At 66.7% G+C, this 14,037-nt stretch carries 16 protein-coding genes and 1 pseudogene; 13 read left to right on the forward strand and 4 right to left on the reverse strand.

Going from position 1 to position 14,037, the window contains the following annotated elements; genetic code table 11:
- Positions 1-145 precede the first annotated feature (145 nt).
- The gene (gene dapF / locus DFR52_RS19610) at positions 146-1,024 is read right to left on the reverse strand and encodes a diaminopimelate epimerase (protein ID WP_110033711.1); all 879 of its coding nucleotides are present in this window, start codon (positions 1,022-1,024) and stop codon (positions 146-148) included.
- A 76-nt stretch (positions 1,025-1,100) separates the two neighbouring features.
- Entirely contained in the window at positions 1,101-2,174 is a 1,074-nt protein-coding gene (locus DFR52_RS19615) for an MBL fold metallo-hydrolase (protein WP_110033712.1), read from the reverse strand.
- A gap of 234 nt (positions 2,175-2,408) precedes the next feature.
- On the opposite strand from DFR52_RS19615, the gene DFR52_RS19620 reads away from it, so the two are divergent.
- The 8 genes and pseudogenes from DFR52_RS19620 (at position 2,409) to trmD (ending at position 8,775) form a co-directional block, all read left to right on the forward strand.
- Positions 2,409-4,175 (forward strand): SLC13 family permease, encoded by a 1,767-nt coding sequence (locus DFR52_RS19620; RefSeq protein ID WP_110033713.1) that lies wholly within the window; start codon positions 2,409-2,411, stop codon positions 4,173-4,175.
- 118 nt (positions 4,176-4,293) lie between these two features.
- A pseudogene (locus tag DFR52_RS19625) lies at positions 4,294-4,410 on the forward strand (type II toxin-antitoxin system HicA family toxin); the annotation flags it as partial.
- A 78-nt stretch (positions 4,411-4,488) separates the two neighbouring features.
- Positions 4,489-4,815: a type II toxin-antitoxin system HicB family antitoxin gene (locus DFR52_RS19630; RefSeq protein WP_245415406.1), complete on the forward strand. Its 327-nt coding sequence runs from the start codon at positions 4,489-4,491 to the stop codon at positions 4,813-4,815.
- Between the two features lie 225 nt (positions 4,816-5,040).
- A complete protein-coding gene (gene ffh / locus DFR52_RS19635; RefSeq protein WP_110033715.1) occupies positions 5,041-6,609 on the forward strand; it encodes a signal recognition particle protein in 1,569 nt (522 codons plus the stop codon).
- Positions 6,610-6,618: 9 nt separating this feature from the next.
- Positions 6,619-6,924, forward strand: a complete 306-nt coding sequence (locus tag DFR52_RS19640; protein ID WP_110033716.1) for a chorismate mutase — start codon at positions 6,619-6,621, stop codon at positions 6,922-6,924.
- Positions 6,925-6,972: 48 nt separating this feature from the next.
- Positions 6,973-7,419 carry a 30S ribosomal protein S16 gene (gene rpsP, locus DFR52_RS19645; protein ID WP_110033717.1) on the forward strand — a complete coding sequence of 149 codons (447 nt, stop codon included), beginning with the start codon at positions 6,973-6,975 and terminating at the stop codon, positions 7,417-7,419.
- Positions 7,420-7,510: 91 nt separating this feature from the next.
- Positions 7,511-8,080, forward strand: a complete 570-nt coding sequence (rimM, locus tag DFR52_RS19650; protein ID WP_110033718.1) for a ribosome maturation factor RimM — start codon at positions 7,511-7,513, stop codon at positions 8,078-8,080.
- Positions 8,077-8,775 carry a tRNA (guanosine(37)-N1)-methyltransferase TrmD gene (trmD, locus tag DFR52_RS19655; protein WP_110033719.1) on the forward strand — a complete coding sequence of 233 codons (699 nt, stop codon included), beginning with the start codon at positions 8,077-8,079 and terminating at the stop codon, positions 8,773-8,775. The genes rimM and trmD overlap by 4 nt, the downstream gene beginning before the upstream one ends.
- Here the strand turns inward: trmD and DFR52_RS19660 are convergent.
- Positions 8,760-9,503, reverse strand: a complete 744-nt coding sequence (locus tag DFR52_RS19660; protein WP_110033720.1) for a sulfite exporter TauE/SafE family protein — start codon at positions 9,501-9,503, stop codon at positions 8,760-8,762. The genes trmD and DFR52_RS19660 overlap by 16 nt on opposite strands.
- Before the next feature lie 259 nt (positions 9,504-9,762).
- Here DFR52_RS19660 and rplS point away from each other — a divergent pair, with 259 nt between their 5' ends.
- Positions 9,763-10,326 carry a 50S ribosomal protein L19 gene (gene rplS, locus DFR52_RS19665; RefSeq protein WP_110033721.1) on the forward strand — a complete coding sequence of 188 codons (564 nt, stop codon included), beginning with the start codon at positions 9,763-9,765 and terminating at the stop codon, positions 10,324-10,326.
- 197 nt (positions 10,327-10,523) lie between these two features.
- Here the strand turns inward: rplS and DFR52_RS19670 are convergent, their stop codons facing one another.
- Positions 10,524-10,874: a DUF2200 domain-containing protein gene (locus tag DFR52_RS19670; RefSeq protein WP_110033722.1), complete on the reverse strand. Its 351-nt coding sequence runs from the start codon at positions 10,872-10,874 to the stop codon at positions 10,524-10,526.
- 173 nt (positions 10,875-11,047) lie between these two features.
- On the opposite strand from DFR52_RS19670, the gene DFR52_RS19675 reads away from it, so the two are divergent.
- The 4 genes from DFR52_RS19675 to DFR52_RS19690 all read left to right on the forward strand — a co-directional run bounded on the left by DFR52_RS19675 (position 11,048) and on the right by DFR52_RS19690 (position 13,898).
- Positions 11,048-11,842 carry a transporter substrate-binding domain-containing protein gene (locus tag DFR52_RS19675; RefSeq protein ID WP_110033723.1) on the forward strand — a complete coding sequence of 265 codons (795 nt, stop codon included), beginning with the start codon at positions 11,048-11,050 and terminating at the stop codon, positions 11,840-11,842.
- Positions 11,843-11,851: 9 nt separating this feature from the next.
- The gene (locus DFR52_RS19680) at positions 11,852-12,691 is read left to right on the forward strand and encodes an amino acid ABC transporter permease (protein ID WP_245415407.1); all 840 of its coding nucleotides are present in this window, start codon (positions 11,852-11,854) and stop codon (positions 12,689-12,691) included.
- A gap of 144 nt (positions 12,692-12,835) precedes the next feature.
- Complete coding sequence (locus DFR52_RS19685) at positions 12,836-13,114, forward strand: hypothetical protein (RefSeq protein WP_110033724.1); 279 nt, start codon at positions 12,836-12,838, stop codon at positions 13,112-13,114.
- Positions 13,115-13,304: 190 nt separating this feature from the next.
- Complete coding sequence (locus DFR52_RS19690; RefSeq protein WP_425351226.1) at positions 13,305-13,898, forward strand: MgtC/SapB family protein; 594 nt, start codon at positions 13,305-13,307, stop codon at positions 13,896-13,898.
- Positions 13,899-14,037: the final 139 nt, after the last annotated feature.

Here is a 14,037-nt window from a genome sequence, read left to right on the forward strand (position 1 = left end):
GCGGCGATGCCCTGCCTGTCAATCCGCTGCGCAATGCCCGGAAATGCGGGCGCTGGCAACCCTCGGGCACGGATCCGGCTCCCGCGGCTGCCCGGCAAGGCTGATCGGGCGCCACGGCCGCGCGCTGCTGTCCGCTGTTGCAGGATCAAGCATCCTGCTCCGCGGGCTGCCACTGGCCGCCGGCGGGATCGAGCGAGCCGGAGAACTCCCATTCGGCCGGACCGGTCATGATCACATGGTTGGTGTCGCGCCAGTCGATGATCAGCGGCCCGCCGGGCACATGCACGATGGTCCTGCGTCCCGTGCGTCCGGTTCGCGCCGCCGCCACGCCGGTGGCGCAGGCGGCCGATCCGCAGGCGCGGGTCAGGCCGGCGCCTCGTTCCCAGGTGCGGATCCGGATCTCGTCGGCGGCCTCCACCCGGGCAATCGAGATGTTGGCCCGCTCCGGAAAGATCGGGTGGTTCTCGAGCAGCGGCCCGAAACGCTCCAGGTCAAAGGACCAGACGTCCTCGCTTACCCAGAAGATGGCGTGCGGGTTGCCCATCGACACGACCGAAGGCGAATGCAGCACCGGCGCATCGATCGGGCCGATCTGCAGCTCGATCTGGCGCGTGTCGTGGAACGCTTCCGACAACGGGATGCGGTTCCACTCGAACGCCGGTTCGCCCATGTCGACGGCGATCAGCCCGTCGGAGAGCTCCTCGGCGGAGATGATGCCGGTCGGCGCCTGGAACGTGTAGCTCTTGCGGCCGGTCTCGGCGGCCAGCGCCTGCACGACGCAGCGGGTGCCGTTGCCGCAGGCCTGCGCCCGACTGCCGTCGGAGTTGATGATGTCGATGCGGTAATCGGTGCCCTCGAGCACCGGATCGTGGATCGCCATGATCTGGTCGAAGGCCGTGGCCGGATCGGCGGCCAGCGCGATGGCGGCCTCGGACTCGACGCGCCCGGCGCGCCCACGCATGTCGACGACGAGAATCTCGTTTCCGAGCCCGTTCATCTTGGCGAAGGGAACCTGTGCGGTCATGGTCTGGGCCTGCGTTGTCATGTGCGCCTATATGGCCCAAACAGGCCCGGATTACCAGTGCGCCGCGTCTCGGTGCTCAGTCCGGGATATCCCAGGCTTCGCCGGGGCTGAGTGGCCGGAACCGCTCCCGGCCCAGGCCCTTGGCCTCGAGCGCCGCGTGCAGCACCGCCGGCGGCGCGTCGCGGCCCTCGTTGGTGAGCTGGAACGTGCCCCAGTGGTGGCCCACCGCCCAGCGCGCGCCGCAGAGCAGCAGGCCTTCGATGGCCTCCTGCGGGTTCTGATGCTGGTCCTTCATGAACCAGCGCGGCTCGTAGGCGCCGACCGGCAGGATCGCGGCGCGCAGGTCTCCGTGCTTCTCGCGCACGCCGCGATAGGGCCGTCCGCCGTCGAACCCGGTGTCGCCGACATGCAGCAACTTGCCCGCCGGTCCCTCGACCACGAAGGCCGCCCACAACGCCATCGAACGGTCGTTCATGCCCCGCGCCGACCAGTGATGGCACGGCTCGAAATGCACGGCCAGCGGACCGGCGTGGCGCACGTCGCCCCAGTCGCCCGTGGCGAACCGCATGCCGGGAACCTCTGACCGGACGATCGCATCATTGCCGAGCGGCGTGATCACCAGAGGATCGTGGGCCTGCTGGAGACGCTTCAACGTCGCGACATCGAGATGGTCGTAATGATTGTGCGACAAGAGCACGAGATCGATCTTCGGCAGGTCTTCGAAGCCGATGCCCGGCGGCGTCACCCGCCGGGGTCCGGCGAAGCTCACCGGACTGGCGCGCTCCGACCACACCGGGTCGGTGAGGATGTTCAGTCCCGCCGTCTGGATCAGCAGCGTGGCATGGCCGACCATGGTGATCCGCAGCGCCGCGCCTTCGACTCGCGGCTCCGGCCGTGCCGGCGCATGCGGGCTCCTGACCTGATCCGGCCATTTCGCCTTGCCGCCGCCCAACTGCCAGCGCAGAAGATCTCCGAACCCCTTCGGGTCGGATCCGTCCGGATTGAAGAACCGGGTTCCATCGAAATGGTCGCTGAGCGGACCGGAATGATATGGATTGCTGGCGCGTGCCAAGGCCATGGCGCTCCCTGTTGCGCCAATGCCCAGCGAGGTGGCAAGCGCGGAAAACCTGAGAAAGGATCGACGTTTCATCCGCAAGGATATGGGGCCTGCGGACACCGTATCAAGGAGGGCGTCAGACGCGTCGCTTTGGAGACGGGGCGCTTGAAGGGAGCGTGTCGCCCGACCGCCTTCGCCGGCGGCCGTCTCGACCCTTCCCCTCGGCAGCGGATGCCCGCGCGGATCGCCCGGGGTTGACCGCGGCATTCGACCATGCAACCCCGGGACCGCAGTCCGCAAAGGCCCATCCCGCTGGAGATACCATAGATGTCGACCGATCAGATCGTGCTGTTTGGCATTCTCGTCATCCTCTTCGGGATGCTTGTCTGGGGCCGCATCCGCTATGATCTCGTGGCCTTCGTGGCGCTGCTGGTCACGGTCCTGGCGGGACTCGTCGAGCCCGGCGAGGCATTTCACGGTTTCGGCCATCCGGCCGTCGTCATCATCGCGCTGGTGCTGATCGTCTCGCGCGGACTGATGAATTCGGGCGCGGTCGAATTCATCGCCCGTTTTGTCACCAGCCCGGACCGGTCGCTCCCGACCCACATCGGCATCATGGCGGTCGTGGGTGCCGCGCTCTCGGCCATCATCAACAATGTCGCGGCCCTGGCGCTGCTGATGTCGCTCGACATGGACGCGGCGCGCAAGGCCAAGCGCGCGGTCTCGCTGACGCTGATGCCGCTGTCCTTCGGGACGATTCTCGGCGGCATGATCACCCTGATCGGGACTCCGCCCAACATCGTCATCGCCCAGTATCGCCAGGACGTGCTCGGAGCTCCGTTCTCCATGTTCGATTTCGCACCCGTCGGCCTCGCCGTCGCGGTAGCCGGCATCGCCTATGTGTCGTTCGTCGGCTTTCGGCTCATTCCCGCCCGGGCCGACGCGATATCGCTGGAGGGAGATGCCGGCCTTTACGTCGCCGAGGCGCGGGTCAAGGAAGGCTCCAGGTCGATCGGCCTGACGGTAGCGGAGCTGTATCCGCTGACCGACGAGAATGATGTGACCATTCTGGGGCTGGCCCGGCAGGGCAAGCGCCTGCCAGGCTTCTCGCAGAGCCGCGAAATCCGCGAGGACGATTTTCTGGTGCTGGAGGGTGACCCGAAGCAGATCGAGGCCTTCATGGGCGCCGCGGAACTCGACGCCATCGGCACCGAGGAGCACGGCGGCCTGATGGGCAAGTCGCTGAGCCTGATCGAGGCCATCGTCCCGGAAGAGGCCAGTGTCGTCGGCCGCACCATGCTCGGGCTGCGGCTGATCCAGCGCCAGGGCGTGACGCTGCTCGGCGTCTCCCGGCAGGGCAGGCGGTTCCGCGAGCGGGTCGGCCGCCTGACGATCAAGGCGGGCGACCTGCTGCTGCTGATCGGACCCGACAAGAACATCGCCGCCGCCTGCCAGTGGCTGGGCGTGCTGCCGCTGGAAAACCGCCGGCTCGAAGTCATGCAGCGGACCAAGGCGCTCATGGCCATCGGCATCTTCGCCGCGGCCATCGCGCTGTCGGTGATGGGGATCACGTCGCTGGCCATCGCGCTGGGGCTCTGCGTGGTGGGATATCTCGGCCTCGGGATCATCGGCGGACGCGATTTCTACGCGCTTGTCGAATGGAAGGTGATCGTTCTGCTTGCCTGCCTCATTCCGGTCGCCGGCGCGCTGGAGGCGACCGGCGGCAGCCAGATGATCGCCAATCTGATCGTCACCCAGACCACCGGCCTGCCTGCCTGGGGCGTGCTCATGGTGCTGATGATCATCACCATGACGCTTTCCGACTTTCTCAACAATGTCGCCACGGCGCTGATCGCCGCTCCCATCGGCGTCAGCGTCGCCCAGTCCATCGGCGCCAACCCCGATCCGTTCCTGATGGGCGTGGCGGTAGCCGCCTCCTGCGCCTTCCTCACCCCCATCGGCCACAAGAACAACACCATCATCATGGGCCCGGGAAACTACCGCTTCGGCGACTACTGGCGCATGGGCCTGATGCTCGAAGTGATCGTCATCGCCGTCGGCGTGCCGATGATCGCGTGGGTCTGGCCGTTCTAGCGCCCAGCGTGAATCTGCGGCGCGACAGTCTCGCGCCGTTTCCCGATCATCAAGCCTGGCCGGCGAGAAGTGTCCTTCCCGCTGCCCAAGGTCGATATCCGCCTCGGGTTTGCCAGCCGGCTCGCACCACAAGTTCCGCAAGGATGGCAAGACCGTCACCGTGCCGCATCCGAAAAAGGATCTGCCAATCGTCACGGTTCGCGCCATCTGCAAGCAGGCCGGCTGGCTCGACTGACAAGGAGGCATTCATGCGTCACTACATCGGCGTCGTGCATCAGGATGGGACAGCGCCTTCGGGTTTCATTTCCCCGATGTGCCGGGTTGTTTTTCCGCCGCCGATCACCTTGATGACCTGCTCGCCAATGCCAGCGAGGCGCTGGCGCTGCACCTGGACGGCGAGGCGCTGCCGACTGCGCGGCCGCTGGAAGCGGTGCGCGGGGATGCCAAGGTGGGGCGCGATCTCAGGCAAGGCGCCTTCCTGCTCGCCGTGCCGGTGATCCGGCTTTCAGGCCGCACCACCAAGGCCAATATCACCATGGACGCGGGGCTGCTGGCGGCAGTCGACGCTACAGCGCGCGAACGCGGCCTCACCCGCTCGGCCTTCCTGGCCGATCTGGCCCGGCGCGAAATCGCCGGCTGAATTGCGATCGGGCCACCAACCTTGACTCGGCGCGCCCTGCGGTGTTATGGCCCGCCACAATCTGCGACGAGTGATGCTCCGAGCCGCCGACCGGGACCCCAGCTGGTATAAACAGATCCCGGAGGTCAACACCCGACAGCGCGATGCGCCCTCGGGTGCTGTTTGGCTTTGGTCTTCCCCGTCCCATATGTACCGGACGACAATCCGGAAACGACAGGAACGCGCATGTTTGACACTCTCCAGGATCGCCTTGGATCCATCCTCAACGGACTCACCGGTCGCGGTGCGCTGTCCGAAAAGGATGTCGCCGGCGCCATGCGCGAGGTTCGCCGCGCCCTGCTTGAGGCCGACGTGGCGCTCGAAGTGGTGCGTGAGTTCACCGACAAGGTTCGCGAGAAGGCGGTCGGCGCCACCATCGTCAAGGCGATCAAGCCGGGCCAGATGGTGGTCAAGATCGTCCATGACGAGCTCGTCGCCCTGCTCGGCACCGACGGCGTCGGCATCGATCTGAATGCCGCCTCGCCCGTCGTCATCATGATGGTCGGCCTGCAGGGCTCGGGCAAGACCACGACCTCGGCCAAGATCGCCGCAAGGCTGACGAAGCGCGACCGCAAGAAGGTGCTGATGGCGTCGCTCGACACGCGCCGTCCGGCAGCCCAGGAGCAGTTGCGCCAGCTGGGCGCCCAGGCCGGCGTCGACACGCTGCCGATCGTGGCCGGCCAGTCGCCCACCGACATCGCCGCCCGCGCTGTCCAGGCCGCGAAGCTCGGCGGCTTCGACGTCGTCATTCTCGACACCGCCGGCCGCACCCATATCGACGAGCCGCTGATGGCGGAGATGGCCGAGATCAAGCGCCGCGCCACGCCGCACGAGATCCTGCTCGTCGCCGATGCGCTGACCGGCCAGGACGCTGTCAACCTGGCGCGCAATTTCGACGAGCGCATCGGCATCACCGGCCTGGTGCTCACCCGCATGGACGGCGACGGCCGCGGCGGCGCCGCGCTGTCGATGCGCGCCGTCACCGGCAAGCCGATCAAGCTCATCGGCACCGGCGAGAAGATGGACGCGCTGGAGGAATTCCACCCCGGCCGCGTCGCCGACCGCATCCTCGGCATGGGCGACATCGTCAGCCTGGTCGAGAAAGCCGCCGAATCCATCGACGCCGAAAAGGCCGCCGCCATGGCCGGCCGGCTCAAGGCCGGCAAGTTCGATCTCAACGATCTCGCCGACCAGTTGCGCCAGATGCAGAAGCTCGGTGGCATGGGCGGGATCATGGGCATGATGCCCGGCATGGGCAAGATGAAGGACCAGCTGGCCGCCTCCGGCATGGATGACCGCTCCATCGTTCGCCAGATCGCCATCATCTCCTCGATGACAAAAGCCGAGCGCGCCAATCCGGACATGCTCAAGCACAGCCGAAAGAAGCGCATCGCCGCCGGCTCCGGCACCGACGCGGCCGCCATCAACAAGCTTTTGAAGCAGCACCGGCAGATGGCCGACATGATGAAAGCCATGGGCGGCAAGGGCAAGGGCGGCGGCATGATGCGCGCGGCCATGGGCGGCCTCGCCTCGAAAATGGGCCTGCCCGGCGGCATGGGTGGCGGCATGGGCGGCATGCCCGATCTCTCGAAGATGGACCCCGCACAGCTCGAGGCGCTGCAGAAGCAGGCGCAGTCCGCAGGGTTCGGCGGCGGTGGCCTTCCGGGCCTCGGCGGCAGCAAGCTGCCTGGGCTTGGCGGTCCGAAGCTTCCGGGTCTCGGGGGCGGCCTCCCCGGCCTGCCCAAGAAGAAATAGGGGGGCGCCATGACCGATGCCGATGCCGTATCCCGTCTCCAGGAACTCCGACGCTCGATCGACAACTTCGACGCCGCCCTGGTTCACATTCTGGCCGAACGCTTCCGCTGCACCAAGGCGGTCGGCGTGCTCAAGGCCACTCACGACTTGCCGCCGGCTGATCCCGAGCGGGAGAAATTCCAGATCGAACGGCTTCGCCGCCTGGCGAACGAAGCCGACCTGGATCCGGATTTTGCGGAGACCTTCCTGAATTTCATCATCAAGGAAGTGATCCACCACCACGAAGCCATTGCCGCCAGGATCGGCGGAAACTGAAATCCGGCCGGTGTATCCGGCCACCGACATCCCTCAAGGAGAACAACCATGTCCACCAAGATTCGTCTCGCCCGCGGCGGCTCCAAGAAGCGCCCGTATTACCATGTCGTCGTCGCCGACGTCCGCAGCCCGCGCGATGGCCGCTTCATCGAGCGCCTCGGCCACTGGAACCCGATGCTGGACAAGGACCATGCCGATCGCATCAGCCTCAACGCCGAGCGCATCCAGTACTGGATGAGCCATGGCGCCGTGCCGACCGACCGCGTCGCCCGCTTCCTCGCCGAAGCCGGTCTCGGCACCCGCGACGCCCGCAACAACCCGACCAAGGGCCTGCCGGGCAAGAAGGCCAACGAGCGCATCGCCGAGAAGAAGCAGAAGGAAGAAGATGCGGCAGCCGCTGCAGCCAAGGCAGCCGCCGAAGCCGCCGAAGCAGCCGCCGCTCCTGCGCCTGCCGCCGAAGAGGCGCCTGCCGAGGAAGCCACCGCTTCCGAATAGGCTGCGGGCCTTTTGGCACAAACAGAAACGGGCGGCTGTTCAGGCCGCCCGTTTGCGTTCATTCTGGCGCAAACCGACAAGGACATTGGTCATGACAGGCTTGGAACAACCCGTTGCCGTCGGCATCGTAGGCGCCGCGCAAGGCCTTCGCGGCGAGGTGCGGGTCAAGTCCTACACCGCCGATCCGCTGGCGATCGGCGAATTCGACGTCCTTTTTGCCGCCGATGGCCGCCGCTTCGAGATCCTCGACATCCGCGAGGCCAAGACCGTCGTCGTCGTCCGCTTCCGCGGCATCAACGACCGCACCGCCGCCGAGGCGCTCAAGGGCACCGAGCTGTTCATCGAACGGGCAAGCCTCGATGACGAGGACCTCGAGGAGGACGAATATTTCCACGCCGATCTCGAGGGCCTCGAGGCGTTCGACGACGAGGGCAAATCCTGGGGCATCGTCACGGCGGTGCTCGACTTTGGCGGTGGCGACCTGCTCGAACTCAGGCTTCCCGGACAGCGCTCCGTGGTCATTCCCTTCACCCGCACGGCGGTGACGCTGGTCGACGTCGCCGGAGGCCGCATCCTGGTCGATCCGCAGGCGGCGGGCCTCATCGATGACGGCTCTTCCGCCGCCGACGAGGACGGCGAGCCGACCGGCCCGTCCCGATGACCTTTCGCGCCACGGTGCTGACGCTCTATCCGGAGATGTTTCCGGGCCATCTCGGCCAGTCCATGTCCGGCCGGGCCATCGAGCGCGGCGATGTGGTTGTCGAGACCTTCCAGATTCGCGATGCGGCGCACGACCGCCACCGTTCCGTCGATGACACCCCCGCCGGCGGCGGCGCTGGCATGGTGCTCAGGGCCGACATCCTCGCCGCCGCCATCGATGCGGCGTCCCCTGCCTCCGATCCAAGGCCCCGGCTGCTGATGAGTCCGCGCGGGCGCCCGCTGACCCAGTCCCGGGTGCGCGAACTGGCCGCGGGCAGCGGCGTCGTCATCGTCTGCGGCCGCTTCGAGGGCGTTGATGAGCGGGTGATCGAGGCGCGGGATCTCGAGGAGGTCTCGATCGGCGATTATGTGCTCTCGGGCGGCGAGCCGGCCGCGCTGGTGCTGCTCGATGCCATCATCCGCACGCTGCCGGGCGTCATGGGCAACTCAGAGTCGGGCACCCACGAGAGCTTCGAGACCGGCCTGCTCGAGCATCCGCACTACACCAGGCCGCAGGACTTCGAGGGCCGCGCCATTCCGGATGTGCTGACATCGGGAAACCACGCCGCCATCGAGAAATGGCGGCACGCGCAATCGCTGCGGCTCACCCGCGAGCGACGACCGGATCTGCTCGCGCGCGATCAGGTCGAGAAATAGTACCAGGTCAGCAGAAGGCCGACGCCGACCACCACGGCCCGGATCACCGTCTGCGGCACGCGGCGGGCGGCCCAGACCCCGAAATGCCCGCCCAGCGCGCCGGCCGGGATCATGATCACCGCCGGCAGCCAGGCGACGACGCCGCCGCTCGAGAACACCACGATCGCCACCGACGCGATGATGACGGCGATGAAGTTCTTCAGCGCGTTGAGCTTGTGATAGTCGCCCCCCTTCGACAGGCCGAGCACGGCGAGCATCATGATGCCCATGCCGGCGCCGAAGAAGCCGCCATAGATCGAGGTCAGGAACTGGCCGGCCATGCCGAGCCGCGATATGGGCTGCTCCGCATGCATGGCCTTCGGCCGCAGATACGGGCCCGCGGCAAAAATCAGCGTCGCGGCCAGCAGAAGCCAAGGCACCAGCGAGCGGAACGAGGGATTGGACATCGAGACCAGGATCAGTGCACCGGCAAGGCTGCCGACCAACGACAGTCCGGCAAGCACCCACGCCTCGCGGCCGGCCTCGCGGATTTCCCGGCGATAGGCCAGCGCCGAGGTCACATAGCCGGGAAACTGCGTCACCGAAGACGTCGCATTGGCCATGATCGGCGGCACGCCGGCCAGCGTCATGGCCCCGAATGTGAGAAACGTGCCGCCGCCGGCGATGGCATTGACGACGCTGGAGAGGAATCCGGCCGAGAACAGCAGCAGGATATCGGGAATGGACATGGCGCACCGGGCGAGACTGCAGGGACCGGCCTTAGAGCACCGGAAGCCCGTCTTCGCAATCCCCGCGGCGGCTTTGGCAGATTCGACGTGACAAACGGGCGTCCGTGGTGTATCTCCGCCCGCGATCGGGAGAATCCCGGCACACCGTCAATCAATGAATGACGCATTCGCTCCGGTCCCTCGGGACCAGGCTTGAAGGCTTTGACCGACAACCCTTGGAGAGCGCTCTGGCATTCAACAAGAACCGCAGGGCACACCCATGGATATCATTTCGCAGCTTGAGGCCGAACAGGCCGCCAAGATCGCAGCCGTTCGCACGCTTCCCGAATTCTCCGCCGGCGACACCGTCCGCGTGATGGTTCGCGTCACCGAAGGCACCCGCACCCGCGTGCAGGCCTATGAAGGCGTGTGTATCGCCCGCTCGGGCGGCGGCATCAACGAGAGCTTCACCGTCCGCAAGATTTCCTACGGCGAAGGCGTCGAGCGCGTGTTCCCGGTCTACTCGCCGATGGTCGAGGGCGTCGAGATCGTCCGCCGCGGTCGTGTCCGCCGCGCCAAGCTCTACTATCTGCGCGATCGCCGCGGCAAGTCGGCCCGCATCGTCGAGAACACCGGCACCCGCGCCCGCAAGCTCAATGACGACGAGCGTCAGGCCTTCCAGGCCGAGAAGGCCCGCATCGAGGCCGAGAAGATCGCCGCCGCCGAGGCGCTGGCCGCCGAAAAGGCAGCCCAGGAAGCCGCAGCTGCTGCAGAAGCCAAGGCAACAGCCGATGCCGCCGCTGCAGCCGAAGCCGCTGCTGAAGCACCCGCCGAAGGCGAATAAGACATTCGCCGGTCTCCGGACCGGCGCGGCCCACAGGGTCTGAATTGCAGAAGGCGTCGGGCAACCGGCGCCTTTTCGCGTTCAAGCATCCCCGGACGAAGTGCAGGTCCCTTCGTCGCAGCACACTGCATCCGACCCATGGCGTGGAACGGCCTGCGTCCACTGCGCGCGCCGTGAGGCCGCAAACGCCCGGCTATCTATCCCCTGAGGATCTTCTCCATCGGCCGTCCCCTGGCAAGTTCGTCCACGAGCTTGTCTAGATAGCGGATCTCCCGCATCGTCGGTTCCTCGACCTCTTCCACCCGCACGCCGCAGACGACGCCCGTGATCAGAGACCGCGCCGGGTTCATCCCCGGCGCCTCGGCGAAGAAGGTCTCGAAATCGGTTTTCCTGTCCAGTTCGGTCTGCAGGCCGTCCTGGCTGTATCCGGTCAGCCAGCGGATGATCGCATCGACCTCCGCCCGGCTGCGTCCCTTCCTCTCGGCCTTTGCGACATAGAGCGGATACACGCTCGCGACGCTGGTCGTGAAAATCCTGTGCTGGGCCATGATCCCTCCGATTCGATCGGTCCGCGCCTTCCTGGGTTGCATCTTAGGCGGCTTCGTGGCTGACGCAACCGCACCTCGGGCCCGTGGTCGGTCGCCCGTCCCGATCATTTATCCTTGTCATCCCCGTCGAGGGTGTGACAGTTTCCAGACTCCAGACCAGGGAGATTGCCGCCATGACCGTTCTCAAGTCCTTCGCCCTCGCGGCCTTGGCCGCAGTCCTTGCCTTCCCGTCACTGGCCGCCGACCTGCCCGATCTCGGCGGCCGGGAGGTGGTGGTGGTCACCGAGAACGCCTATCCGCCGCTGCAGTTCATCGACGTCAGGACCGGCGAGGCGATCGGCTGGGAATATGACGCCATGAACGAGATCGCCAGGCGGCTCAATTTCAAGGTGTCCTATGAAAACACCTCCTGGGACGCGATGATTCCGGCGGTCTCCGAAGGCCAGTACCAGATCGGCATGACCGGCATCTCGATCAAGGAGGACCGCAAGGAGAAGGTGGATTTCTCCGATCCCTATCTGCGCTCGGAAATGTTCATGCTGGTGCGCGGCGACGAGGACCGCTTCGACGACGCCAAGAGCTTCGCCGCGCTGGACAGCGGCCTGGTCGGTGCCCAGCCTGGCACCACGCCGTTCTATGTCGCCGTCTACGACGTGCTCGACGGCAACGAGCAGAACCCACGCATCAAGCTGATGGAAACCTTCGGCGCCACCGTGCAGGCGCTGAAGACCGGCGATGTCGACATGGTGCTGACCGACGGCGTCGCCGGCAAGGGCTATGCCGAGGCCTCCAATGGCGGCCTCAAGCTGGTCGGCGGCCCGCTCGGCGCCGACGACTTCGGCTTTATCTTCCCCAAGGGCTCGGATCTCGTGGCCCCTGTCAACGCGGCCATCGCCGCCATGAAAGCAGACGGCAGCATGGACGCGCTCAACAAGAAGTGGTTCCTCGACTACAAGATCGGCGGCTAAGACCTGCCCGTGAACCCCGGCCTGCAGGCGCCGCAGCCCAACCCGGCGAAGAAGAAGCCTGACGACTTCCCCTGGTGGCTGGTGGCCGCCGGGTCGATCGCCGTGGCGGTGGCGCTTCTGATCGTCTCCAGCGGACTCTACCGGCAGATCTTCGCGATCGTCGCCAAGGGCGTCTGGATCACGATCGTCGTCACCCTCGTGGCCTTCGCGCTGGCCACGCTGCTGGGACTGCTGATCGCTGTGATGGGCCTTTCGGGGTCGAAGGCCCTGCGCCAGTCGGCCCGCTTCTATGTCGAGATCATCCGCGGCATTCCGATCCTGGTGCTGCTGTTCTACATTGCCTTTGTCGGCGCTCCCGGCGTCGTTGCCGGCTGGAACTGGCTGGTGACGCCGCTGCGCGAGGCGGGCCTGGTCGGTGAACTGCAGGTGCGCAGCGTGCCGCTGCTGTGGCGCGCGGTCGCGGCGCTGACCATCGGCTACTCCGCCTTCATCGCCGAGGTCTTCCGCGCCGGCATCCTCGCCGTCGAGCAGGGCCAGGTCGAGGCAGCCAAGGCTCTGGGGCTGAAGGCCTGGCCGCGCTTCCGGCTCATCGTGCTGCCGCAGGCGATCCGCACCATCCTGCCGCCACTCGGCAATGACTTCATCGCCATGATCAAGGATTCCTCGCTGGTATCGGTGCTGGGCGTCGCCGATCTCACCCAGATGGGGAAGGTCTATGCTGCCGGATCCTTCCGCTTCTTCGAGACCTATTCCGTCGTCGCCTACGTCTATCTGCTTCTCACCGTCAGCCTGTCGCTGGGGCTGAGGCGGCTCGAGCGCAGGCTGCGCGAAGGCCGGCCGAGCGGCTGACCGCCGCTTGCTGCCGCCGTCTTTTGCCTGTGTCTGGCCCCAGGACCCTTGGCGCCGGCGCCGGGCGACCCCACATGTTACAGGGAACTGGCGCACGGCGCGCGCCGGTCGCTCCCCACCGGAAGCCATCGAAAGGTCCGACCCATGCAACGAATTCTCCTGATCGCACTCGTGGCTCTGATTGCGCTGCCGTCCGTCGCATCCGCCGAACGGGACCGCACCGGGCGCAAGCTCGACGCGATCCAGTCCGGCCGGCTGTACGATCCGATCCTGACGCCACAGATGAATCCCCGGTTCGAATTCAACGATCCCAACGCCGAGGCGAAATTCCTTCTCGACGTCCGCCAGGGGCGCTTCGATCTCAACCGGGTTCCCGAAGGCCAGCGCCAGTATTTCCAGTTCCAGCTGGAAAACGCCCGCTAAAGCCTGTCGTCCGAAGCATGCTGCGGTTTCGGTATCATGGCATGCCTGATTGCAGGAGCCGAGACACTGCCGGCGAAGAGAATGCGCCTCTCGCGGGGCCTTGCGCCCAACCGGGACCTTGGAGCGACTTTGCGGTTCGACGAGCAGCACAACGACGCCTGCCTGCCGCATCGCCGCGCCGTGAGGCGGGATGCCGCGCCCGCGAGGCTCGGGGCATGCGCTGCCGCTGCCCGGTGGCGGAACCGTGCGCCTGGTGACGCATTCCTTCTGCATGCAAGCGCTGATCGACGAATTCTCCCGACCGACCCATCTGCCCTACGCGGTGATCGCCGCGCGGCTGCTGTTGGCCACCTGCCTCGGTGCGGTGATCGGCTTCGAACGTGAACTCGCCGAACGCCCCGCCGGCCTGCGCACCCACATGATGGTCTGCCTGGCGGCGGCCACCTTTGCCGTCGTCGCCCTCGAGATCATCGCCATGCCGGTGTTCGACACCGACCATGTCCGCTCCGACCCGCTCCGGCTCGTGGAAGCCATCACCGCCGGTGTCGCCTTCCTCGCCGCCGGCACCATCCTGGTCAAGGGCGGCAAGCTGAGCGGTCTCACCACCGGCGCCGGAATGTGGCTGGCGGGTGCCACCGGGCTTTGCGCCGGCCTCGGCCTCTGGGCCATTGCCGCCATGGCCTGCCTGCTCGGTGCCCTGGTGCTGGCGCTGGCTCGGCGGCTGGAGACCGGGCTGCAGCTCAAGCCGCCTCAGGATCCGTCGGATCTCAAGCGCCGCGACTAGCCCGGCCAGATTGCCAACGGGGCAAAACGCTGGTATCAGCAGGCCATGGAAACGATGTTCGGAACAGCCGCCCGCAAGGCCATCATTCTGCAGGACGCCAAGCGTCTGCCGGGTCGATTCCTTGCCTGGATTTCCGGCG

The sequence above is a fragment of the Hoeflea marina genome (assembly GCF_003182275.1).
GTDB lineage: Bacteria > Pseudomonadota > Alphaproteobacteria > Rhizobiales > Rhizobiaceae > Hoeflea > Hoeflea marina.